Genomic DNA, 21045 nt, shown 5'->3' on the forward strand with positions numbered 1-21045 from the left:
GAAACAACATATCTCGTCCGCTGTCCTCGGCGGGGGGGGGGGGACCCCCGGCCCCGGCCCTCCGGCCCCGGCCCACGAGGCGAACGGTCAGCCGATCCCCGCGCCCTCGGCGTCGGGCGTCAGCACCCGCGCCGCGAGCTGGGCCTGGACGCTGAGCTCGGCAGCCTTGAACGCGTGCTCCTGCGTCATCGCGTTCTCGGTGCGCTCCAGGCAGTCGAGGATGAGCCTGCCGAAGTACGGGTAGCCCACGTTCCCCTTGGCGACGAGGTGGTGCTCACCCTCGCGGTTGGCCAGGAAGACGTGCCCGGGGCCCTCGTCGGTGCCCACGTTCACGTACTTGCGCAGCTCGATGTAGCCCTCGGTGCCGAGGATGAACGTGCGCCCGTCGCCCCAGGTGCTCAGGCCGTCGGGGGTGAACCAGTCGACCCGGCAGTATCCCGCCGCGCCGTTGTCCATGACGATGTTGGCCTCGCCGAAGTCGTCCAGTTCCGGGTGCTCCGGGTGGTTGTAGTTGGCGATGGCGGCGTGCGTCACCTGCGCGTCCTTGGCGCCCGCGTAGTGCAGCATCTGCTCGAAGTTGTGGCTGCCGATGTCGCAGAGGATGCCGCCGTACTTGTCCTTCTCGAAGAACCAGTCGGGGCGGCCCGTGCCGAGGCGGTGCGGGCCCAGGCCCATGACCTGCAGCACGCGGCCGATCGAGCCGCGCTCGACGAGCTGGTCGGCCAGGACCGCCGCCTCGACGTGGATGCGCTCCGAGTAGTACACGGCGTACTTGCGGCCGGTCCGCGCGGTGGCCTCCCGGGCCGCCGCGAGCTGGTCGAGCGTGGTCAGCGGGGCCTTGTCCGTGAAGTAGTCCTTGCCCGCCTCGATGGCGCGCAGGCCCAGGGCGCAGCGCTCGGACGTGACGGCGGCGCCGGCGACCAGCCGCACCTCGTCGTCGTCGAACACCTCGTCCTCGCTGCGCGCGACGCGCACGTCGGGGAACTTCTTCCGGAATGCCTCCACCTTGGCGGGATCCGGGTCGTAGACCCACTTCACGGTGCCGCCCGCGGCCTGGAGGCCCTCAGCCATGCCGTAGATGTGGCCGTGGTCCAGCCGGACCGCGGCGAAGGGGAAGTCGCCCGCGCCCACCACGGGGTCGGGTACCGGCTCGGGTGCGTAGTTGGCACCGCTGCTCGCGTTCATCAGTTCGCCTCCTGGCTGCTGCCGACGGTGATCGCGCCGGGCAGGTCGCCCACCGACGCGGTCTTCTCGAAGAAGTGCGGCGCACGTGCCACCAGTGTGCCCGTGCGGTAATACGGGTCGTCGGGCCGCAGCGGCAGGTCCACCGTGCGCCGCTCGATCCCGGCCTGGTAGATCGCGGTCACCAGCTCCACGGCGCGGCGGCCGTCGGCGCCCGTGACGGCGGGCTCGCGGCGCTCGCGGACGGCGGCCAGCGTGTCCCCGATCTGCCCGTTGTGGCCCACGTGCGCCAGCGGCTCCCGGGCCGCGGCCAGGGCCTCGATCTCCGCGACGCGCTCCGGGTTGCCGCCAGGGGCGGGGAAGCCGTTCGGCGAGGCGGCCGAGGCCACCACCTTCCACGGCTGCGAGATGCGGGCCTCGCGGCCCTGCACGACGATCGCCTGCTCCTCGCCGTGGTGCACCACCGAGCTCGTCACCTCGGCCAGCGCCCGGTCGTACTGGAGTACGGCGACGGACAGGTCCTCGACCTCGGCGTTCTCGTGCGCGGCATTGGTCAGCACGGCCGTGACCGCGCGGGGCGCGCCCAGCATCCACTGCGTCAGGTCGAGGTGGTGGATCGCGTGGTTCAGGGTGCAGCCGCCGCCCTCGGACTCCCACGTGCCGCGCCACCACAGGTCGTAGTAGGCCGTGCCGCGCCACCACGCCGAGTTCACCTGGACGTGCGAGACCGGCCCGGCCAGGCCGGAGTCCAGCACCTCCTTGAGCGTGGCCATGTCGTCCCGGAAGCGGTTCTGTGCCACGACGGACAGCACGCGGCCGTGCTCGGCGGCGGCCGCGATCATCGCGTCGCACTCCTCCAGCGAGGGCGCCATCGGCTTCTCGACCAGCACGTCCACCCCGGCCCGCAGTGCGGTGACGGTCAGCTCCGCGTGGGTCGACGGCGGCGTCGTGATGCTCACCAGGTCGAGGTCCGGTTCGGCGGCCAGCAGCTCCTCGATGCTCTCGTAGGCCCGCGCGCCGGGCACCTGGAGCCGCGCGCGCTGCTCCGCGGCCTTGCCCGGGACGATGTCGCAGACGGCGACGACCTCGCACTCCTGCGCGAAGCGGCGGTATCCCTCGGCGTGCGCACCGGCGATACCGCCGGTCCCGACGATGCCGATCTTGAGCATGCTTCCTCCGGTTGGACGACGACGTCACGACGCCGACCAGCGGAACGGTGCGACGTCGCGGATCGCATCATACGTATGATGCAACGGTTCAACATCGTCATGTCCGGTGCGCGGGATGTCAAGGGCCGGTCGGCCGTCAGGGGACGACGGCGGGCGTGAGCGCCCCCGTCGACTCCCGCCACACGACGCGCTGGAGCGGCGCCGAGTGCGCCGGGGGCTCCTCGTGCCGCACCGCCGCGACGAGCCGGCGCATCGCGCGCCGTCCGGCCTCGACGAAGTCCACGGGGATCGTGGTGAGCGACGGCGTCGTGAACGCGCTGAAGTCGGCGTCGTCCCAGCCGGTGACGACCAGGTCGCCCGGGACGGACCAGCCGCGCTCCGCCGCGCCGCGCAGCACGCCGAGCGCCACGTAGTCGTTGGCGGCGATCACGGCGAGCGGCGGGGCGTCGTCGGGCAGGGCGAGCATGGCCTCGCGGCCCGACTCGGGGGACCAGGCGCTGCCGACGACGCCGAGCGACTCGACGCCGAGGCGGTCGACCTCCGCGAGGTAGACGTCGCGCCGGGAGCGCGCCGAGGCGAAGTGGTCGGGCCCCGCCACGTGCAGGAACCGGCGGTGCCCGGCGGCGACGAGCGCCGAGATCACGGTGCCGAGCAGGCCCGCGTCGGCGAGCTCGCCGGTGGTGCGGAGCTGCTCGTCGAGCGCCGTCTCGGCCACGACCGGGGCGGAGTCCTCGTCGAGGGTGAGCGCGTCCGGGACCACCGGGAGGAACGTCAGCACGCCCTCGACCTGGCCGCCCCGCGCGAGGTCGACGACGCGCTCGGTGCGGGCCTCGGCCGTCCCGTCGACGCTGTGGGTGTCCACGGCGTAGCCCGCCTCGGCCGCGACCTCCGCGGCGCCGGTGAGCATGCGCAGCCGGTTGTCCACCGTCACGCCGGTGACCACGGCGAGCCGGCCCGAGCGCTGGGTGCGCATCGACCGCGCCGCGAGGTTGGGCCGGTAGCCCATCGACGCCGCGACCGCGAGCACGTGCTCGCGGGTCCGGGGCGCGATCGTGCCCTTGCCGGACAGGGCGTAGCTGACCGTCGACTGCGAGACTCCGGCGGCGCGCGCGACGTCGTGGCTGGTGGGCTGGCGGGCTGACATCGACACAGTGTCCCCTCTCGCCGGGACCGGCCGCATCAGCTCGCCGGCGCCGCCGGTGCGGGGCCCGCGGGCACCGGCTCCTCGAAGACCAGCAGCGTGTGGGTGTTCACGATGCCGTTCATGCCCTGGATCTGGTCCAGGATCAGGTGCCGCAGGTCGGCGTTGTCGCGGGCGCGGACCAGCAGGACGAGGTCGAACTCCCCGCCGACCAGGCCGATGTGCTCGACGCCGCGCAGGGTGCGCAGCTCCTCGCGGACCGAGCGCCACTGCGCCTGGTCCAGGTTGACCGTCACGTAGGCCGACGTGCCCAGCCCGGCGAGCACCGGGTCGATCTCCGCGCGGTAGCCGCGGATCACCCCGGTGGACTCCAGCCGCTGCACACGCACGTAGGCGTTGGCCCGCGAGATGTGCAGCGTCTCGGCGAGGGTTCGCATGGACATCCGGCCGTCCCGGCGCAGCTCGTCGATGATGCGCCGGTCGACGTCGTCGAGGCCCGCTGCCACTTGTCTCGCCACCACGCCCTCAGCCCCTTCTGTGCTGGACATTTGGATCGTGTGACCCGGTCATGACTGGACGGGTTCTCGGATCCTCGTCGTTGATGGAATCCGAATGGAACTTTGACCAGTATATCTACATGGTGATCAGCGAAGATCTCATGCTGCCGTCCCGCGAGCCGGTGATGCTCCTCGACCCGGACGGCCGGCCCACGGCCGACGACCCGGCCGCGCTCCCCGCGGCCGACGACCTGCTCCGCGGCCTCGCGGGCATGGTCACCGCCCGCCGCTTCAACGAGCAGGCCTCGGTGCTCGTGCGGCAGGGGCGTCTCGCGGTCTACCCGTCGTCGTACGGGCAGGAGGCCTGCCAGGTCGCGGCCGCGCAGGTGCTCACGGAGGAGGACTGGCTCTTCCCGACCTACCGCGACACCGCCGCGGCCGTGGCGCGCGGCGTGGACCCCGTGGAGGTGCTCGGCCTGCTCAAGGGCGACTGGCACTCGGGGTACGACCCGTACGAGCGCCGCGTCGCGCCCCTCGCCACGCCGCTCGCGACGCAGCTCCCGCACGCCGTGGGGGTGGCGCACGCGGCGCGGCTGCGCGGGGAGAGCACAGTGGTGCTGGCGATGTGCGGCGACGGCGCCACGAGCGAGGGCGACTTCCACGAGGCGCTGAACTTCGCCGCCGTCTTCCGGGCACCGGTGGTCTTCTTCGTGCAGAACAACCAGTACGCGATCTCGGTGCCGCTGTCCCGGCAGACGGTCGCGCCGTCGCTTGCGCACAAGGGCGTGGGCTACGGCGTGCCCGGCGAACAGGTGGACGGCAACGACCTCGCCGCCCTGCTCAGCGTCCTGTCCGCGGCGGTCGGCCGTGCCCGGGCCGGCGAAGGGCCGCAGCTCGTCGAGGGCCGCACCTACCGCATGCAGGCCCACACCAACGCCGACGACGCGACCCGCTACCGCGGCGACGACGAGGTCGCGGCCTGGGCGGCCAAGGACCCGCTGCTGCGGCTGGATGCCTACCTGCGCGGGGCCGGCCTGCTCGACGACGCGCGCGCCGCGGCCCACGCCGACGCCGCCGAGCGGCTCGCGCGGCACACCCGGGACGGGATCGCCGTCGACGTCGTGCCGGACCCCGAGGACCTGTTCCGCTTCGTCTACTCGAAGCCGACGCCGCAGCTCGTGGAGCAGCTCGCCCTGGTGCAGGACGAGCTGAGCCGTGACGAGCCGGGCCGTGACGAGCCGGGCCGTGACGAACCGAGCCGAGAGGACGCCCCCTGATGACCAGCACCGCCGTGGAGCGCGAGACGCTCAGCACCGCCCAGGCGATCAACCGGGCGCTGCGCGACGCGCTCGCCGAGGACCCCACGGTCCTCGTGCTGGGCGAGGACGTCGGCCCGCTCGGCGGCGTCTTCCGGGTCACCGACGGGCTCACCGCCGAGTTCGGCGAGGACCGCTGCTTCGACACCCCGCTCGCCGAGGCCGGCATCGCGGGTTTCGCCGTGGGCCTCGCGATGAACGGCATGCGGCCCGTGATCGAGATGCAGTTCGACGCCTTCGCCTACCCGGCGTTCGAGCAGGTGGTCAGCCACATCGCGAAGATGCGGAACCGGACGCGCGGGCGCGTCGAGCTGCCCCTGGTCATCCGGGTCCCGTACGCGGGCGGCGTGGGCGGGGTCGAGCACCACAGCGACTCGTCGGAGGCCTACTACGCGCACACGCCCGGGCTGCACGTCGTCGCGCCGTCGAACCCCTCGGACGCCTACTGGCTCCTGCGCGAGGCGATCGCCTCGCCCGACCCGGTGGTCTTCCTCGAGCCGAAGAAGCTGTACTGGGCCAAGGGCGAGGTGTCCCTGGCGGACGGCGGCGGGCCGGGCATCGGCACGGCCGTCGTGCGCCGTCCGGGGACCGACGCCACGCTGATCGCCTACGGCACGTCCGTGCCGGTCGCGCTGGAGGCCGCCGAGGCGGCCGCGCGCGACGGCCGCAGCCTCCAGGTCGTCGACGTGCGCTCGATCGTCCCGTTCGACGACGCCGGGGTCTGCGCGGCCGTGGAGTCGACCGGGCGTGCCGTCGTGGTCGCCGAGGCGGCCGGGTTCGGCAGCGTGGCCGGTGAGATCGCAGCGCGGGTGAGCGAGCGGTGCTTCCACTCGCTCGCGGCCCCGGTGCGGCGCGTCACGGGCTTCGACATCCCGTACCCGCCGCCCAAGCTGGAGCACCTCCAGCTCCCGTCCGTCGACCGGATCCTCGACGCCGTCGACGACCTGCAGTGGGAGGACGCATGACCAGCACCACGACCGAGCAGACCTTCCTGCTGCCCGACCTCGGCGAGGGCCTGACGGAGGCCGAGGTGGTGCAGTGGCTCGTCGCCGTGGGTGACGTCGTGAGCATGGACCAGCCCGTGGCGGAGGTGGAGACGGCCAAGTCGGTGGTCGAGGTGCCGTGCCCGTACGCCGGCCGGGTGGGTGTGCTGCACGCGGCCGAGGGGGAGTGCGTGGAGGTGGGCCGGCCGCTGATCACGATCGCGGCCGACGGCCCTGAGCCCGCACCGGACCCGGAGCCCGACCCGCAGCCCGAGCCCGATCCGGAGCCCGATCCGGAGCCCGATCCCGCGGCCGAGGCCTACCGCACCGAGGAGCAGGCCGGCTCCGGCAACGTGCTGGTCGGGTACGGCACCTCCGCGCACCCCGGCACGGGACGGCGGCGCCGGCCGCGCGGGGCGCGGCCGACGACGCTCGCCGTACCGGCCGCTGTCTCGGCCCCGGCCGACGACGGCGTCCCGCACCCCGAACCCCCGCACGACAGCCGGCCCGTCCGCGTGATCTCCCCGATCGTCCGGCGGCTGGCCCGCGAGGCCGGCCTGGACCTGGCCGCGATCCCGCCGACGGGCGCGGGCGGGACCGTCACGCGCTCGGACGTGCGCGCCGCGGTCGAGCGGGCGCGCACAGCCTCGGTCCCGTCGGCGCTCCCGGGCGAGGCCCCCGCCGTCGCGTCGTCGGCCCCCGGCGAGCACCGCGTCCCGCTCAGCGGCTTCCGGCGCTCGGCGTCGCGGGTGCTCTCGCGCAGCCGCGCGGAGATCCCGGAGGCGACCGTCTGGGTCGACGTCGACGCCACCGCGCTCTGGGAGCTGCGCGAGGCCACCCGCACCCCGGACGACCCCGGGCCCGGGCTGCTGTCCCACATCGCCCGGTTCGTCGTCGCGGGCCTGGAGGCCTACCCGGTGCTCAACGCGCGGTTCGACGCCGAGCGCGACGAGATCGTCGTGTGCGACGCGGTCAACCTCGGCATCGCCGTCCAGGGCGAGGCCGGGCTCGTCGCGCCGGCAGTGCTCGGGGCCGACGCGATGACCACGCGCGAGCTCGACGGGGCGCTGCGCGACCTCACCGCGCGCGCCCGGGTCGGGAAGGCCACGCCCGAGGAGCTCACTGCCGGCACGTTCACGCTGAACAACTACGGCAGCCTCGGGGTCGACGGCAGCGCCGCGATCATCAACCACCCGCAGGTCGCGATCCTGGGCTTCGGCCGGATCATCGACCGGCCCTGGGTGGTCGACGGCCAGATCGTGCCGCGCAAGATCACGCAGATGTCCTTCGTCTTCGACCACCGGGTCTGCGACGGCGGCACGGCGGCGGGCTTCATGCGCCAGGTCGCGGACGCGCTGGAAAACCCGCTCCCGGCGATAGTCCGCCTGTGACGCCGAGCTGACTCACGTTCAGCAGGCTGTCGACGACCATCACCCGAGGGCTGACGGCCGCCGACAGCCTGCTGAACGCGGGTCAGCCCGACGGCCGGCCGACGGCCGCACAGTCAGCGGCCCGTGAACTTCGGGCGCCGCTTCTCCTGGAAGGCCGCGAAGCCCTCCCGGTAGTCGTCGGTGAGGCTGAGGTCGCCCTGCGCCTCGCTCTCGTGCGCCACGGAGGCCCAGAACGCGATCCGCTCGTCGCGCAGCTCGGCGACCAGGCGCTTCGAGGCGAGGAAGGCGCTCGTCGCCCCGTGCGCGACCCTCTCGACCCGGTCGCGCGTGAAGGAGAGCAGCTCCGGACCCGGCACGGCCCGCGAGAACAGCCCGGCGGCGACGGCCTCGGCCCCGCTCATGAGCTCGCCCGTGTAGACCAGGTCGAGCGTGCGGTGCGCGCCCAGGCGCTCGACGAAGAGCGCGTGCCCGCCCGAGTCGAGCGTCGCCCCGAGGTTCGCGAACGGTGAGCCGACCTTCGCGTCGTCCGCGACGTAGACGACGTCGGTGGCGATGAGCAGGCCCAGCCCCACGCCCAGGCACGCGCCGTGGGCCGCGGCGAACGTCGGCGCCGGGAATGCGGCCATGCGCCACAGCAGCGGGGTAACCCGGTTGCGGAGGTAGCCCAGCGCGTCGTCGGTGGCCGGGTCCACCCCCGAGATGTCGCGGCCGGCGCAGAACGCCCGGCCCTCGCCCCGCAGGAGCAGCGCCCGCACGCCCGCGGCCTCCGCCTGCCGGTAGGCGTCGTCCAGCTCGGCGAGGCCCACCTCGTCCAGGGCGTTCAGCCGGCCGGGCGCGTCGAGCACCACCTCGGCGACGTCGTCCTCGATCGTGAGCGTGATCATGAGTCGTAGTCCACGAAGATCTCCTCGCTGGTGGGGATCGCCTGGCACGTCAGGACGTAGCCACGCGCCAGCTCCTCGGGCTCCAGCGCGTAGTTCTCCGCCATCTCCACCGTGCCCGAGACCAGTTTTGCCCGACATGTGCCGCACACGCCACCGGCGCACGCGAACGGCACGTCGCCGCGCACCCGCAGGGCGGCGTTCAGCACGCTCTCGCGCGCCCCGGCCGGGCTGGTCACCGTCGACGTCGCCGCGTCGAGCCGGAACGAGATCGAGTGCGCCTCGCCGCCTGGAACGTCGGACGCCGGCGGGGCCCCGCGCGGCGCCGCCGGACGCTCCGGCCGGCCGGTCGTGAACAGCTCGTGCCGCACCCGCTCCGGCGGCACCCCCAGCTCCTCCAGCACCGCCCGGCAGGTCTGCACCATCTCGAACGGTCCGCACAGGAACCACTCGTCCACGTTGTCCGGCCCGATCAGGGCCGTCACGATGCGGCGCAGCCGGTCGGCGTCGAGACGGCCCGAGAGCAGCTCGGCGCCCCGGCGCTCGCGGGTGAGCACGTGGTGCAGGGCCAGGCGGGCGGGGTAGCGGTCCTTGAGATCGGCGAGCTCGTCCACGAACATCGTGTCCGTCGTGGTCCGGTTGGAGTAGACCAGGTCGAACGTGCTGTCCGCCGCCGCGCCGAGCGTGTGCTCCACGAGCGACATCATCGGCGTGATGCCGCTGCCCGCCGCGACCCCGACCACGCGTCCGCCCTGGCCGGGCGGGCGGTGCGACACGAACAGGCCCTCGGGGCTCATCACGTCGAGCGTCATCCCCGGGGCGAGGTGGTCGATCGCCCAGGGCGAGAACAGCCCGCCCATGTCGCGCTTGATGCCCACCTTGAGCGAGCCGGGCACGGGCGCCTGGCAGATCGAGTAGGTGCGGCGCACCTCCTCGCCGTCGACCCGCGCGCGCAGGGCGACGTACTGTCCGGGTGCGTACGAGTAGGCGTCGGCGAGGTCGTCCGGGACGTCGAACGTCACCTCGACGGCGTCCGCCGTCAGCGTGCGCACCGCGGCGACCGTGAGCGGGTGGAACCGGGCGCGACGCCGCGTGCCGGGCGCGGCGGGCACACCGGCGTCGGCGACCGGCATCAGTGCTCCTTGAAGTGGTCGAAGGGCTCCCGGCAGCGCTGGCAGACGTACAGCGCCTTGCACGCCGTCGAGCCGAACCGCGCGAGCTCGCGCGTGTGCAGCGAGCCGCACCGGGGGCACCGCACGCCCAGCCCCAGCGCGACGACGCCGCCGGCCCGGCGGCCGGGCGGGGCGATCCCGTGCTCCACCAGCTTGCGGCGGCCGGCGTCGCTCATCCAGTCGGTCGTCCACGCGGGGGAGAGCACCACGTCCACGCGCGCCCCGGGGAAGCCGCGCTCGCCGAGCACGGCGACGATGTCGTCGCGGATCGCGTCGACGGCGGGGCAGCCCGAGTAGGTGGGCGTGATGTCCACGACGGGCGACCCGTCCACGAAGCGCACGCCGCGCAGCACGCCGAGGTCCTCGATGGTCAGGACCGGCACCTCGGGGTCGGTGACCTCCGCCGCGGCGTCCCAGACGGCGCGCTCCGGCTCGGTCCCCGGACGGGGCCGGGCGACCCGCTCGACCTCGACGGCGCTGTCGACGGTACTCATCACCACACCGCCCCCGGGTGCCGCCGGGCCAGCACCTGCATCTCCGCGAGCAGCGGCCCCAGCGCCTCGGAGTGCATCCCGGTCCGGCCGCCGCCGCGGACGGCGGCGACCCCCGGGACGGACAGCTCGGCGCGGTCGAGCACCGGCAGCAGCAGCGCGTCGAACGGCTCGCGCAGCCCGGCGGGCGGCACCGCTACGTCCGGGACGGAGTCGGCGGCGGGATCCGCGGCGAACAGCTCGTCCACGAACGGCCAGATCTCCTCCAGCCCGGCGGTCATCCGCCGCTGCGACTCCTCCGTGCCGAGCGCCAGGCGCACGGTCCAGAGCGTGGCGTGGTCCAGGTGGTAGTCCACCTCCTTGACCGCCTTGGCGGCGATGGCCGCCAGCGTCGGGTCGGAGCTGCCGGCCAGACCCCGGTAGAGCACGGTGAAGTAGGCCGACACGACGAGCTGCCGGGCGATCGTGCACGCGAAGTCGCCGTTGGGCCGCTCGAAGATCTGCCGGCACCGGAAGTCCGGCTCGTCCCGGAAGTACGCGAGGTCGTCCTCGGTCTGGTCCCAGGCGGAACCCGCGTAGGTCAGCAGGCCGCGCGCGTGCCCCAGGGTGTCGAGCGCGATGTTCCCGAGCGCGACGTCCTCCTCCAGCTCGGGCGCCGCCGCAATCCACGAGCCCAGCCGCTGCGCCAGGACCAGGGCGTCGTCGCCCAGGCCGAGCGCGTATCGCGCGACGTCGTCGGCGGCCCGGGCGGGGCTGTCCTGCGGGGCGACCCGGGCGGCGATCGCCTCGGGCGTGAGCACCGCGGACGGGGACTGGTGCTGGTTCTGCATGGGCTCTCCATCGAGCGTCGGGCCGTCCGGCCGGTGGCCGGCGGTACGGGTCAGAGGTGCGGCACGACCTGCGACGCCGTGTAGTACGTCGCGTGCCGGAAGTCCTTGCCGCGTGGGGACTCGAACCACGCGTCCTTCGCGTCGGGGTCCGACGCCGTGATCGCGGCGGCGGGCACCACCCAGATCGAGACCCCCTCGCTGCGGCGGGTGTACAGGTCGCGGGCGTTGCGCACCGCCAGCTCGGCGTCCGGCGCGTGCAGCGAGCCGGCGTGCACGTGGGAGAGGCCGCGCGCCGAGCGCACGAACACCTCCCACAGGGGCCAGGTCTCCCGGCGTGGTTCCTCGGTCATGACGCCATCCGTTCGTTCGTCGCGGTCCGCTCGGCGTACGCCCGGGCGGCCTCGCGCACCCACTCGCCCTCGGCGTGCGCGGCGCGGCGCTTGGCCAGGCGCAGCGCGTTCGCCTGCCCGTTCCCGTGCAGGACGGCGTGGAACTCGTCCCAGTCGAGCTCGCCGAAGTCGTGGTGGCCGCGCTCCTCGTTCCAGCGCAGGTCGGGGTCGGGCAGCGTGATGCCGAGGATCTCGGCCTGCGGCACGATCATGTCGACGAACCGCTGGCGCAGCTCGTCGTTCGAGAAGCGCTTGACCTTCCAGGCCATGCTCTGCCGCGAGTTGGGCGACTCGGCGTCGGGCGGGCCGAACATCATCAGGGCCGGCGCGTACCAGCGGTTCACGGACTCCTGCGCCATGGCCTGCTGCTCCGGCGTGCCGTTCATCAGCGCCAGCAGGATCTCGAAGCCTTGCCGCTGGTGGAACGACTCCTCCTTGCAGATCCGCACCATCGCGCGCCCGTACGGGCCGTAGGACGCGCGGCACAGCGGCACCTGGTTGGCGATGGCGGCGCCGTCCACGAGCCAGCCGATCGAGCCCATGTCGGCCCAGGACGGCGCGAGGTAGTTGAAGATCGAGGAGTACTTGGCCTTGCCGGAGTGCAGGGCGTCGAGCATCTCGTCGCGGGTGGTCCCGAGCGTCTCGGCGGCCGAGTAGAGGTAGAGCCCGTGCCCGGCCTCGTCCTGCACCTTGGCCATGAGGATCGCCTTGCGCTTGAGGCTGGGCGCGCGCGTGATCCAGTTGCCCTCCGGCTGCATGCCGATGATCTCGGAGTGCGCGTGCTGCGACATCTGCCGCACCAGCGCCTTCCGGTACGCCGGCGGCATCCAGTCCGTTGGCTCGATGCGCTGGTCGGCGGCGATGAGGGCGTCGAACGCCGCGAGCCGCGCGGCCTCCCGGGGGTCGGCCTCCGGGGCAGCGGTCGTGGGCGGGTCGTGTGCAGGCATACCGTCTCCTGTGCTGGAGCCCTACTTACCGATCGTTCAGTCAGGCTAGCACCGGGGTGGGGGCGGCGGCAACGCCCTCGCCGTCGGTTAGGTTGGCTCGCATGGATCAGTCCGACGCCGCTCCCGCACCCGCTCGACGGGGCGGCAACGGGCGCGCGGGGCGCGTGGCGTACGACCTGGACGCGGTGCTGGCCGTCGCGGTCCAGGCGTTCAACGACCGCGGGTACGACGCGACGTCGATGGGCGAGCTCGCCGAACGCCTCGGGACCAGCAAGTCCGCGATCTACTACCACGTCAGCGGCAAGCAGGAGCTGCTGCGGCTGGCGCTGGAGCGGGCGCTCGGCAACCTCGAGGCCCTGCTCCAGGAACCGGGCGCGGAGCCAGGCGAGGGGCCGGGCGACGAGCCGGACGGGCAGCCGGACGCCGCCGCGCCGACCGCGCTCGACCGGCTCGAACGGGTGCTCCGCGGCGCCGTGCGTGTGCTCGTGGAGGAGCTGCCCTTCGTAACGCTGCTGCTGCGCCTGCGCGGCAACACCGACGTCGAGCGCGAGGCGCTCGCGCGGCGCCGCGAGTTCGACCACGCCGTGGCGCGCCTGGTCGAGGAGGCGGTCGCGGACGGCGCCCTCCGGTCGGACGTCGACGCGCGCACCGCCACCCGCCTGCTCTTCGGCATGGTCAACTCGCTGGTCGAGTGGTACCGCCCCGGCGGCGGGCTCACGGCCGACCAGCTCGCCGACGCCGTCGTCGCCATGGCGTTCGAGGGGCTGCGCGCCCAGCCCGACGCCCGCCGCTGACGAAGCCGTGCTCTTGAACCCGGCCGTCCCGCATGCCATGCTGCACAGAACGAACGGTCAGTAAGTAGCGCGACGACGCTACGCCGGTGCGACCCCCAGGTGATGAGGCCATGGCAGCAGCGTTGCGGCGCGTCGACGACCGCGCGGACCGCCTCCACGTCCGGCTCGACCGGCCCGAGGTGCGCAACGCGATCGACCGGGCGATGGTCGGCGAGCTGCACGAGGTGTGCGCCGAGCTGGAGGCCCGGCCGCGCATCCTCGTCCTGTCCGGCTCCGAGCGGGTCTTCGCCTCCGGCGCCGACATCGCCGAGCTGCGCGAGCGCGGGCGCGACGACGCACTCGCCGGGATCAACTCGCGCCTGTTCGAACGGATCGCCCGCCTGCCGATGCCGGTCATCGCCGCCGTCGACGGCTGGGCCCTCGGGGGCGGCGCCGAGCTGGCCTACGCGACCGACTTCCGGCTGGCCGGCGAGAACGCCCGGTTCGGCCAGCCCGAGGTGGGGCTCGGGATCATCGCCGCGGCGGGCGCGTCCTGGCGGCTCAAGGAGCTCGTCGGCGAGACGCTCGCGCTGGAGATCCTGCTCGCCGGCCGCGTGCTCGACGCCCCCGAGGCGCTGGCGGCGGGGCTGGTGAGCGCGGTCCACCCGTCGTCCGACCTGGTGGGCGCGGCCGACGCCCTGGCGGACCGGATCGCCGAGCAGGACCCGATTGCGGTCCGCTACACCAAGCAGGTCTTCCGGGCGCCGCGCGCGGCGCACCCGGACGTCGACGACCTGGCGCAGTCCGTGCTGTTCGAGTCGCCGGCCAAGCGCGAGCGGATGACCGCGTTCCTGGAACGGAGGAAGCGATGACGCTGCCCCGGGAGATCGGTGTGGTGGGCGGCGGCCGGATGGGCGTCGGGATCGCCCACGCCTTCCTCCTGACGGGAGCCCACGTCGTGGTCGTCGAGCGCGACGCGGAGTCGGCGGCCCGCGCGCTGGCGGGGCTGGAGCGGGCGGTGACCGCCAGCGTCGAGCGCGGCACCACCCCGCGCACCGCCGCCGAGCTGACGGGCCGGGCGCGCGTGACCACCGACGTCGCGGACGTCGGCCCGGCGGGCCTCGTCGTCGAGGCGGTGCCGGAGGACCTCGCCGCGAAGGTCGAGGTCCTGGCGCGCGTCGAGCGGGTGCTGTCGCCGGCCGCCTGGCTGGCCAGCAACACGTCGTCGCTGTCCATCGACACCCTCGCGGGCCACCTGGAGCGCCCCGAGCGCTTCGTCGGGCTGCACTTCTTCAACCCGGTGCCCGCCTCCGCGCTCGTGGAGATCGTGCGCGGCCGGGCGACGGTGCCGGCCCTGATCGACGAGGCCGGCGTCTGGGTCGCCGCGCTCGGCAAGGCCTCGATCGTCGTGTCCGACACCCCGGGCTTCGCGAGCTCCCGCCTGGGCGTGGTGATCGCGCTGGAGGCGATCCGCATGGTCGAGGAGGGCGTCGCCTCGCCCGCTGACATCGACACCGCCATGGTGCGCGGCTACCGGTTCCCCGTCGGGCCGCTGCGCCTGACCGACCTGGTGGGCCTCGACGTGCGGCTCGGCATCGCCGAGCACCTGGAGCGCGAGCTGGGGGAGCGGTTCGCCGTCCCGCGCCTGCTGCGGGCGATGGTCGAGGCGGGCCGGCTGGGGCGCAAGAGCGGCGAGGGGTTCTTCACGTGGGACGAGTGACCTGCACAGACGTCGGAACAGCCGAAAGGAAGACGCCATGACCGCGACGGAGACCCCGGTGCGCACCCTCGACAGCTACGTCCTCGGGGCCTGGCAGCGCCCGCCGTCGGACGCAGAGGCCCAGGTCGTGCGGGACGCCTCGACCGGGGAGCCGGTCGCGGCGGTCTCGGGCAGCCCGGTCGACCTGCGGGCCGTCGCCGACTACGGCCGGACCGTGGGCCAGGCCGCGCTCGGCGCGCTCACGTTCCACCAGCGCGCCCTCCTGCTCAAGCGGCTCGCGCAGCACCTCACCGGCGTCAAGGAGGACCTCTACGAGGTGAGCCTGCGCACCGGCGGCACCCGGCGGGACGCCCTGGTCGACATCGACGGCGGCATCGGCGTCCTGTTCACCTACGGGTCGAAGGGGCGCCGGGAGCTGCCCAACGCGCAGCTCCTGGTCGACGGGCCGCCGGAGAACCTGTCCCGGGACGGGTCGTTCGGCGGCCAGCACGTCCGCGTGCGGCGGCAGGGCGTCGCCTTCCAGGTCAACGCCTTCAACTTCCCGGTGTGGGGCATGCTGGAGAAGTTCGCGCCCGCCTTCCTCGCGGGCGTGCCGACGATCGTCAAGCCGGCCTCGGCCACCGCGTACCTCGCCGAGGCCGCGGTGCGGGCGATCGTCGACTCCGGCCTCCTGCCCGACGGCGCGCTGCAGCTCGTCAGCGGCCCGGCCCGCGGGTTCCTCGACGTGCTCGACGTGCGCGACGCCGTGAGCTTCACCGGCTCCGCGTCCACCGCGCGGGTGCTCGCCGTGGACGACGCCGTGATCCGCCGGGGCGTGGTGCTCACCGCGGAGACGGACTCGCTCAACGCGGCGGTGCTGGGCTCGGACGTGGAGCCCGGTAGCCCTGAGTTCGCGGCGTTCGTCGCCTCGGTGGTCACGGAGATGACCGTCAAGGCCGGGCAGAAGTGCACGGCGATCCGCCGGGTGATCGTCCCGGCCGACCGCGAGGACGCCGTGATCGAGGCCGTGCGCGAGCGGATCGCGCAGCGCGTCGTGGTCGGCGACCCGCGGGCCGACGGCGTCACGATGGGCGCCCTGGCGAGCGCGGGGCAGAAGGAGGAGGTGCTGCGCAGCGTCCGCGAGCTCGTCGCGGGCGGCGGGCAGATCGTGGTCGGCGACCTCGCGGAGCCCGAGGTGGTGCACGCCGACGGCAGCCGCGGACCCGCGCCCGACGGCGCGTTCGTCGCGCCCATGCTGCTGCGGTTCGCCGACCCTGCGGCGCCCGCGGTGCACGACGTCGAGGCCTTCGGGCCGGTCGCCTCGGTGATCGGCTACCGCGACCTCGACGACGCCGTCCGGCTGGCCAACCTCGGCGGCGGCTCGCTGGTGGCCACCGTCGCGTCCGCCGACCCCGCCGTGGTGCGGCACCTCGTCACCGGGATCGCGCCGATGCACGGGCGCGTGCTGGTGCTCGACCGGGACGACGCGCGCTCCTCGACGGGCCACGGCTCCCCGGTGCCGCACCTGGTCCACGGCGGGCCGGGCCGCGCGGGCGGCGGCGAGGAGCTCGGCGGCGTCCGCGCCGTGGAGCACTACATGCAGCGCACGGCGGTGCAGGGCACGCCCGCGGCGCTGACCGCGCTGACCGGGCGGTGGCGGGCGGGGGCGCCGTCCCGCACCGACGCGGGCCACCCCTTCCGCCGGTCGCTGGCCGACCTCCGGATCGGCGACGCCGTCGAGTCCGCGCCGCGCGAGGTGACGCTGGACGACATCACGCACTTCGCCGACTTCACCGGCGACACCTTCTACGCCCACACGGACGAGGAGGCGGCCGCGGCCAACCCGTTCTTCCCCGGGCGCGTGGCGCACGGGTACCTGCTCGTGTCGTTCGCGGCCGGGCTGTTCGTCGACCCCGCGCCGGGGCCCGTGCTCGCGAACTACGGCCTGGAGAACCTGCGCTTCCTGACGCCGGTGTCGCCCGGGGACACGATCCGGGTGCGGCTGACCGCCGCCCAGATCACGCCGCGCGAGGACGAGGACTACGGCGAGGTGCGCTGGGACGCCGTGCTCACCAACCAGCGCGACGAGCAGGTGGCCACGTACGACGTGCTGACCCTGGTCGCCAAGGAGGACCGCACCGACCGCGCCGAGGGCTGACGGTCACGTTCCGCGCCTCCCGTCCGTCACCCCTGTGAGAACCACCGGACGCAAGGGACGGACAGTGATGACCACACGGACGACGATGACCACACGACAGGACGACGAGGCCCAGATCAGGCAGGTGCTCGACGGGATCGTCGACGGGCTGCGGGCCAAGGACCTCGACGCGCTGCGGCGGCTCTACGCGGACGACGTCGTGTCGTTCGACGTCGAGCCGCCGCTGCAGCACGTGGGTGTGGACGCCAAGCTGGCGAACTGGGCGCGCGTGTTCGCTGTGTTCGCCGAGGTCGGCTACGAGTTCCGCGACCTGGTGCTCGCCGTCGACGGGACGGTCGCGTTCGGGCACGCCTTCGGGCGGCTCAGCGGCACGCTGCAGGACGGGTCCGTGACGAGCGGCATGTGGGTGCGGGCCACGTTCGGCCTCCGCAGGGTGGGCGGCACCTGGCTGATCGCGCACGACCAGGTCTCGGTGCCGCTCGACCTGCGCAGCGGCCGGGGGCTGACTGACCTGGAGCCCTGACCTCAGGCCATCTCGGGGACGTGGAGGTGCGCGAACGCGATCTCCATCTCCTCGAGGTTGTCGACCGTGGCGCCGAGCTCGCTGACCACGCGCTCGCGGATGCGGGCCGTGGCCTCGCGGGCGGCCACGACGGCCCCCATGCTGTCGAAGGCGGTCGTGCCGACGGCCCGGCCGGCCTCGCGGTCGACCATGAGACTGCCGCTGCAGAAGCCGTCCATCTCCTGGAGCTGCGGCAGGATGACCATGCGGTAGAGGTCGATACAGCGGTCGACCATGTCCTGGCCTCCGCTCAGCCAGGTGAGGCGGGCGCAGGCGCCGTCGGGCGTGGCGTGGTCGCGGTGGACGACGGCGGCCTCCCACTCGTTGACGTCGCCGCCCCCGGTGCTCCCCAGCGCCTGCACGGCGCGCTCGCGCAGCGGGCGCACGTCGTCGGCGCTCATCACCATAGCGTCGTGCGACTGCCACGCCGTCGTGGCGATGCACCGCCCGGACTCGTGGTTGACCAGCAACGACATCCCGACGCAGCCGTCCATGGCTGTCACCGCCGGGAAGACCTCCTCGCGGACCATCCGCAGCCCGTCGTCGATCCCGGCGGGATCTCCCTGGACCTCGGTAGTGCGTACGAACATGACGGACTCTCCCTGTGCTCGGGGCAGCGTCCGGACGGCGCTGCCGTCCATTCCACACTCCGCCGCCCCGTGGCAGAGGTCAAGTGGAGCGAGGGGAGGTCAGCGCCGGAGCTCGACGGCGCTCAGGCCGGCGAGGCTCAGGATCACGCGGTCGCCGGTGTCCACGACCGTCGCGAGCACCTGGTCGCACCCGGCGCACCGGGCCACCAGCCCGGGGGCGTCGGTGTAGACCATGGCCTCGGCGAGCGCGGCCATGTGCCCGCAGCCGCCGCAGCGGCCGCGCGCGGCCGTCACGTCGGACGTGAAGACCTCGGAGAGCGCGCCCGCGAGCACGTTGCCGTCGAGGTGGTGTGTCATCAAAGACCTCCGAAGCGCTCGGTGTGGATGTCCGCCGCGGCGTGGCCGAGCTCCTGCAGCCAGCGGGCCACCGTCTCGACGAAGCCCGTCGAGCCGCAGACGTAGACGTGCGGCCGCTGGTCGGCCGGGACGGTCCGGGCGGCGAGGGCCTCCCGGGTGAGGCGCCCGACGGCGTCGGGCCAGCCGGCCGGCGCCTCGCGGGTGTAGACGAGGTCCAGCTCGAAGGCCGGTCCGGCCAGGCCCGCGAGCTCGTCCGCGAAGTACACGTCGTCCGGGGTGCGCACGGAGTACAGCAGCCGGAACGGCGCCGGGTCGGCGGCGGCGCCGTGCGCCGCGGCCATCGCGTACAGCGGCACGACGCCGGAGCCGCCCGCGACGAGCTGGACCGGGCGGTCGCCCGTGCCGGGCCGCCAGACGAAGAACGCGCCCAGCGGGCCGTGCAGCTCGAGCTGGTCGCCGGGCCGGAGGTCGTGCACCAGGAAGGGCGAGACCTCGCCGTCCGGCAGCTCGTCGACCGCCAGGACCACCTGACCCGCCGGCGTCGCCGCGGCGATCGAGTACGACCGGCTCGCCTGGTAGCCGTCCGGGGCGGTCAGGCGCACGTCGAGGTGCGCGCCCGCCTCGCTGCCCGGCCACGTGGGCACGTCCAGCACGAGGCGCGCGGCCGACGGCGTCTCGCGGCGCGCCTCGACCACGGTCGCGACGTGCCACGCGGGGCGCGGCCGGGACCGGCCCAGGGTCACGAATGGCGCGCTCACCAGTAGCGCTCCTCCTTCCACGGGTCCCCGTAGAGGTGGTAGCCGTACTGCTCCCAGAAGCCCGGGTCGTTGTCCGGCATCATCGTCAGGCCCCGCACCCACTTGGCGCTCTTCCAGAAGTAGAGGTGGGGCACGAGCAGCCGGGCGGGACCGCCGTGCTCCGGGTCGAGCGGCGCGCCGTCGGCCTCCGTGGCGATCCAGGCCTTGCCGTCGAGCAGGTCCTCCAGCGGCACGTTCGTGGTGTACCCGCCGTAGGAGTGCGCCATGACGTACTCGTGCTCGGACTCCACGTTCTCGAAGATCTTGTCGAGGCTCACCCCGCGCCAGCCCATGTCGAGCCGGGACCAGTGGGTGACGCAGTGGATGTCCACGGTGACGTCCTCGACCCCGAGCGCGAGGAGCTCGTCCCAGCTCCAGCGGTGGTCGGTGCCGGTCTCGTCCTGGAGGGTGAGCTCCCAGTCGGCGGTGTCGACCTGCGGGGTGGGTCCGGCGCTGAGCACGGGCCAGTCCTGCACGAGCGTCTGGCCCGGCGGGAGCCGCGTGTCGGGCTCCCGGCGACGACCGGAGAATCCACGGGTGACGAAGGACATGCTGGGTCTCCTCCCGGCGACCGTGCCGGGCCGGCCGGGCACGGTTCGATGGTGGGAACAGCGTAGGGCCGGGGCCGCCCGCTGGCGCGCGAACCGGCCCGCGTCAGCGGGTGAGTTCGGGCAGTAGGGTCGCGGCATGACGAGCGAGTCGCCGAGCCAGGACGAGCTGGAGCTCTTCGAGCACCTCCGGGGCCGGCTGGAGGCCATCGCCTACCGGCTGCTCGGGTCGGCGGCGGAGGCCGAGGACGCCGCGCAGGAGACGTTCCTGCGCTGGGAGGCGGCCGACCGGACGCAGATCCGGGTGCCGGAGGCCTGGCTGACCCGGGTGCTGACCAACCTGTGCCTGACCCAGCTCAAGTCGGCGCGGGCCCGCCGCGAGGTCTACGTGGGCGAGTGGCTGCCGGAGCCGCTGCTCGGCGGCGACCCGATGCTCGGCCCGGCGGACACGGCGGAGCAGCGCGACTCGGTGTCCACGGCGATGCTCGTGCTGATGGAGCGCCTGACGCCCACCGAGCGGGCCGTCTACGTGCTGCGCGAGGCGTTCGCGTTCTCGCACGCGGAGATCGCCGAGATGCTCGACCTCACCGAGGTGGGCAGCCAGCAGGTGCTCCACCGGGCCAGGCAGCACCTTGCGGAGGAGCGGACCCGCGCGGCCGTCGACCTGGCGGCCGCGCGGCCGGTCGTGGAGGAGTTCCTGGCGGCCGCGACGAGCGGGCAGCTCGAACCCCTGGTCAAGCTGCTGACGGCCGACGTCGTGGGGGTGGGCGACGGCGGCGGCAAGGTCGCGGCGCGCGCGACCGCGGTGCTCGGCGCCACGGCCGTGGCCAAGTTCCTGCGCGGCCTGTTCCGGCCGGCCGAGGCCAAGCGCGCGATGCTGGGCGGCAGCCCCGACATCTACGCCTGGACGGCGAACGGGCTCCCGGCGCTGGTCGTCGTGGTCGGCGACCGCCTGGTGGGCGTGATGACGCTGGAGGCGACGGCCGACGGGATCACCGCCGTGCTCAGCCAGGTCAACCCGGACAAGCTCGGCCGGGCGGGTCGCCAGTGGGCGGCCACGGAGCACGGGGAGCCGCTGATCCGGGGCTGGTGAGGCTGGACCGGTGAGGCGGGGCCGGCCCCTGTGAGCGGCGTCACAGGTGCGGGGTGTCAGGGATCAGCGTGCCGTCCGG

General features: G+C 74.0%; 23 protein-coding genes. 9 read left to right on the plus strand and 14 right to left on the minus strand.

Features of this window, described 5'->3' with window-relative positions:
• Positions 1-87 precede the first annotated feature (87 nt).
• The 4 genes from ACFV9Q_RS18555 to ACFV9Q_RS18570 all read right to left on the minus strand — a co-directional run bounded on the left by ACFV9Q_RS18555 (position 88) and on the right by ACFV9Q_RS18570 (position 4013).
• Entirely contained in the window at positions 88-1185 is a 1098-nt protein-coding gene (locus ACFV9Q_RS18555; protein WP_377235585.1) for a Gfo/Idh/MocA family protein, read from the minus strand.
• Positions 1185-2351 carry a Gfo/Idh/MocA family protein gene (locus ACFV9Q_RS18560; RefSeq protein WP_377235586.1) on the minus strand — a complete coding sequence of 389 codons (1167 nt, stop codon included), beginning with the start codon at positions 2349-2351 and terminating at the stop codon, positions 1185-1187. The genes ACFV9Q_RS18555 and ACFV9Q_RS18560 overlap by 1 nt, the downstream gene beginning before the upstream one ends.
• A 136-nt stretch (positions 2352-2487) precedes the next feature.
• The gene (locus ACFV9Q_RS18565) at positions 2488-3495 is read right to left on the minus strand and encodes a LacI family DNA-binding transcriptional regulator (RefSeq protein WP_377235587.1); all 1008 of its coding nucleotides are present in this window, start codon (positions 3493-3495) and stop codon (positions 2488-2490) included.
• Positions 3496-3530: 35 nt separating this feature from the next.
• On the minus strand, positions 3531-4013 hold the full coding sequence (locus ACFV9Q_RS18570; RefSeq protein ID WP_377235588.1) for an Lrp/AsnC family transcriptional regulator: 483 nt from the start codon (positions 4011-4013) through the stop codon (positions 3531-3533).
• Between the two features lie 116 nt (positions 4014-4129).
• Here ACFV9Q_RS18570 and ACFV9Q_RS18575 point away from each other — a divergent pair, with 116 nt between their 5' ends.
• From ACFV9Q_RS18575 to ACFV9Q_RS18585, 3 genes are read left to right on the plus strand one after another with little or no spacing between them, the layout of a single operon-like run.
• Positions 4130-5266 (plus strand): thiamine pyrophosphate-dependent enzyme, encoded by a 1137-nt coding sequence (locus ACFV9Q_RS18575; RefSeq protein WP_377235589.1) that lies wholly within the window; start codon positions 4130-4132, stop codon positions 5264-5266.
• Positions 5266-6270 carry an alpha-ketoacid dehydrogenase subunit beta gene (locus ACFV9Q_RS18580; protein ID WP_377235590.1) on the plus strand — a complete coding sequence of 335 codons (1005 nt, stop codon included), beginning with the start codon at positions 5266-5268 and terminating at the stop codon, positions 6268-6270. Before ACFV9Q_RS18575 ends, ACFV9Q_RS18580 begins: the two co-directional genes overlap by 1 nt.
• Positions 6267-7679, plus strand: a complete 1413-nt coding sequence (locus ACFV9Q_RS18585; protein ID WP_377235591.1) for a dihydrolipoamide acetyltransferase family protein — start codon at positions 6267-6269, stop codon at positions 7677-7679. Before ACFV9Q_RS18580 ends, ACFV9Q_RS18585 begins: the two co-directional genes overlap by 4 nt.
• Positions 7680-7792: 113 nt before the next feature.
• Here ACFV9Q_RS18585 and ACFV9Q_RS18590 read toward each other — a convergent pair whose 3' ends face one another.
• The 6 genes from ACFV9Q_RS18590 to paaA are packed head-to-tail and all read right to left on the minus strand — an operon-like array spanning position 7793 to position 12389.
• Positions 7793-8563, minus strand: a complete 771-nt coding sequence (locus tag ACFV9Q_RS18590) for an enoyl-CoA hydratase/isomerase family protein (RefSeq protein ID WP_377235592.1) — start codon at positions 8561-8563, stop codon at positions 7793-7795.
• Entirely contained in the window at positions 8560-9693 is a 1134-nt protein-coding gene (gene paaE, locus ACFV9Q_RS18595) for a 1,2-phenylacetyl-CoA epoxidase subunit PaaE (protein WP_377235593.1), read from the minus strand. The genes ACFV9Q_RS18590 and paaE overlap by 4 nt, the downstream gene beginning before the upstream one ends.
• The gene (paaD, locus tag ACFV9Q_RS18600; RefSeq protein ID WP_377235594.1) at positions 9693-10226 is read right to left on the minus strand and encodes a 1,2-phenylacetyl-CoA epoxidase subunit PaaD; all 534 of its coding nucleotides are present in this window, start codon (positions 10224-10226) and stop codon (positions 9693-9695) included. Before paaD ends, paaE begins: the two co-directional genes overlap by 1 nt.
• A complete protein-coding gene (paaC, locus tag ACFV9Q_RS18605) occupies positions 10226-11053 on the minus strand; it encodes a 1,2-phenylacetyl-CoA epoxidase subunit PaaC (RefSeq protein ID WP_377235595.1) in 828 nt (275 codons plus the stop codon). Before paaC ends, paaD begins: the two co-directional genes overlap by 1 nt.
• 50 nt (positions 11054-11103) lie before the next feature.
• Positions 11104-11403, minus strand: a complete 300-nt coding sequence (gene paaB / locus ACFV9Q_RS18610; protein ID WP_377235596.1) for a 1,2-phenylacetyl-CoA epoxidase subunit PaaB — start codon at positions 11401-11403, stop codon at positions 11104-11106.
• The gene (paaA, locus tag ACFV9Q_RS18615; protein WP_377235597.1) at positions 11400-12389 is read right to left on the minus strand and encodes a 1,2-phenylacetyl-CoA epoxidase subunit PaaA; all 990 of its coding nucleotides are present in this window, start codon (positions 12387-12389) and stop codon (positions 11400-11402) included. The genes paaB and paaA overlap by 4 nt, the downstream gene beginning before the upstream one ends.
• Before the next feature lie 101 nt (positions 12390-12490).
• Between paaA and ACFV9Q_RS18620 the strand changes: the two genes are divergently transcribed.
• The 5 genes from ACFV9Q_RS18620 (at position 12491) to ACFV9Q_RS18640 (ending at position 17542) form a co-directional block, all read left to right on the plus strand.
• Positions 12491-13183: a TetR/AcrR family transcriptional regulator gene (locus tag ACFV9Q_RS18620; RefSeq protein ID WP_377235598.1), complete on the plus strand. Its 693-nt coding sequence runs from the start codon at positions 12491-12493 to the stop codon at positions 13181-13183.
• A 110-nt stretch (positions 13184-13293) separates the two neighbouring features.
• Positions 13294-14034, plus strand: a complete 741-nt coding sequence (locus ACFV9Q_RS18625; RefSeq protein ID WP_377235599.1) for an enoyl-CoA hydratase/isomerase family protein — start codon at positions 13294-13296, stop codon at positions 14032-14034.
• Positions 14031-14882 (plus strand): 3-hydroxyacyl-CoA dehydrogenase family protein, encoded by an 852-nt coding sequence (locus ACFV9Q_RS18630; RefSeq protein ID WP_377235600.1) that lies wholly within the window; start codon positions 14031-14033, stop codon positions 14880-14882. Before ACFV9Q_RS18625 ends, ACFV9Q_RS18630 begins: the two co-directional genes overlap by 4 nt.
• A gap of 37 nt (positions 14883-14919) precedes the next feature.
• Positions 14920-17019, plus strand: a complete 2100-nt coding sequence (gene paaZ, locus ACFV9Q_RS18635; protein ID WP_377235601.1) for a phenylacetic acid degradation bifunctional protein PaaZ — start codon at positions 14920-14922, stop codon at positions 17017-17019.
• A gap of 85 nt (positions 17020-17104) precedes the next feature.
• On the plus strand, positions 17105-17542 hold the full coding sequence (locus ACFV9Q_RS18640; protein WP_377235602.1) for a YybH family protein: 438 nt from the start codon (positions 17105-17107) through the stop codon (positions 17540-17542).
• Positions 17543-17544: 2 nt separating this feature from the next.
• On the opposite strand, the gene ACFV9Q_RS18645 is transcribed toward ACFV9Q_RS18640, so the two are convergent.
• The 4 genes from ACFV9Q_RS18645 to ACFV9Q_RS18660 form a co-directional block, all read right to left on the minus strand.
• Positions 17545-18171 carry a hypothetical protein gene (locus ACFV9Q_RS18645; RefSeq protein WP_377235603.1) on the minus strand — a complete coding sequence of 209 codons (627 nt, stop codon included), beginning with the start codon at positions 18169-18171 and terminating at the stop codon, positions 17545-17547.
• A gap of 99 nt (positions 18172-18270) precedes the next feature.
• Entirely contained in the window at positions 18271-18528 is a 258-nt protein-coding gene (locus tag ACFV9Q_RS18650) for a DUF6510 family protein (protein ID WP_377235604.1), read from the minus strand.
• Positions 18528-19286 carry an FAD-binding oxidoreductase gene (locus ACFV9Q_RS18655; RefSeq protein ID WP_377235605.1) on the minus strand — a complete coding sequence of 253 codons (759 nt, stop codon included), beginning with the start codon at positions 19284-19286 and terminating at the stop codon, positions 18528-18530. Before ACFV9Q_RS18655 ends, ACFV9Q_RS18650 begins: the two co-directional genes overlap by 1 nt.
• Complete coding sequence (locus tag ACFV9Q_RS18660) at positions 19283-19876, minus strand: molybdopterin-dependent oxidoreductase (protein ID WP_377235606.1); 594 nt, start codon at positions 19874-19876, stop codon at positions 19283-19285. The genes ACFV9Q_RS18655 and ACFV9Q_RS18660 overlap by 4 nt, the downstream gene beginning before the upstream one ends.
• A gap of 136 nt (positions 19877-20012) precedes the next feature.
• On the opposite strand from ACFV9Q_RS18660, the gene sigJ reads away from it, so the two are divergent.
• Entirely contained in the window at positions 20013-20966 is a 954-nt protein-coding gene (sigJ, locus tag ACFV9Q_RS18665) for an RNA polymerase sigma factor SigJ (protein ID WP_377235607.1), read from the plus strand.
• Positions 20967-21045 lie beyond the last annotated feature (79 nt).

Origin of the sequence: Promicromonospora sp. NPDC059942, from assembly GCF_042731755.1 — a bacterium.
In the GTDB taxonomy this organism is placed as follows: Bacteria; Actinomycetota; Actinomycetes; order Actinomycetales; family Cellulomonadaceae; genus Promicromonospora.